Annotated in this window: 1 protein-coding gene; it reads right to left on the bottom strand. The window is 62.0% G+C overall.

Going from position 1 to position 944, the window contains the following annotated elements; genetic code table 11:
* Positions 1 to 944 (bottom strand): amino acid adenylation domain-containing protein (locus AC1DNW_RS35395; protein WP_477855804.1); only part of this gene is annotated, 944 nt, incomplete at both ends.

Raw genomic sequence — 944 nt, 5'->3', positions numbered from 1 at the left:
TGACGCCGTCATGCCCCTGCAGCACGCTCTCGATCTCGCCGAGTTCGATACGGAACCCGCGCAGCTTGACCTGCGTATCGATGCGTCCGAGATACTCGATCGTGCCGTCCGCCAGATAGCGCGCAAGATCGCCTGTCCGGTAAAGCCGCCCATCGGCACGGGCGCTGAACGGATCGGCCACGAACTTCTCGGCCGTCAGTTCCGGCTTGTTCAGATAACCGCGCGCAACCCCTGTACCGCCAATGTAGAGCTCKCCGGCAACCCCAACCGGAACAGGACGCCGGTGACCGTCGAGTATGTAGATCTGCGTGTTCGAGATCGGACGGCCGATCGGTACGACATTGGAGGCGCTCGCAGGCTCGCAGGTCCATGCCGTCACATCAATGGCAGCCTCCGTCGGACCATAAAGGTTGTACAGTCCAACGCCTGTTCCCATGACCGTAAAGAAACGCTCCTGCAGGCTTGCCGGCAGCGCCTCTCCACTGCAGATGACACGCTTCAGCGCGGGCAGGCTGTCGCCAGCCTCTGCCATCTGATCGAGGAAGACCTCGAGCATCGAGGGAACAAAATGCGCCGTGGTAATCTGCGCCTCGCGCATCAGCGTGCTCAGATACTGAGGATCCTGATGTCCCTGCGGCCGGGCAACCACCAGCCTTGCCCCATAGAGCAATGTCCAGAAGAACTCCCATACGGAGACATCAAACCCGAACGGCGTCTTCTGGATGACGGCATCATCSGCTCCAAGACCATAGGCGCCCTGCATCCAATGCAGGCGGTTGACGATGGCGCTATGGATGTTGCCCACGCCYTTGGGCTGTCCGGTGGAGCCYGACGTGTAGATCACGTAGGCAAGGTGCTGCGGCAATGTGCGGCTCTCGACGGCGCCGTCCGGCAGGCCTGCAATCTGCCCGTCCCAGTCCCGGTCGAGGCAGACGACCTGCACG

This window comes from Rhizobium sp. 05L429, from assembly GCF_056397645.1.
The sequence above is the reverse complement of the archived record's forward strand: the minus strand, read 5'-3'. Positions and strand labels throughout refer to the sequence as shown.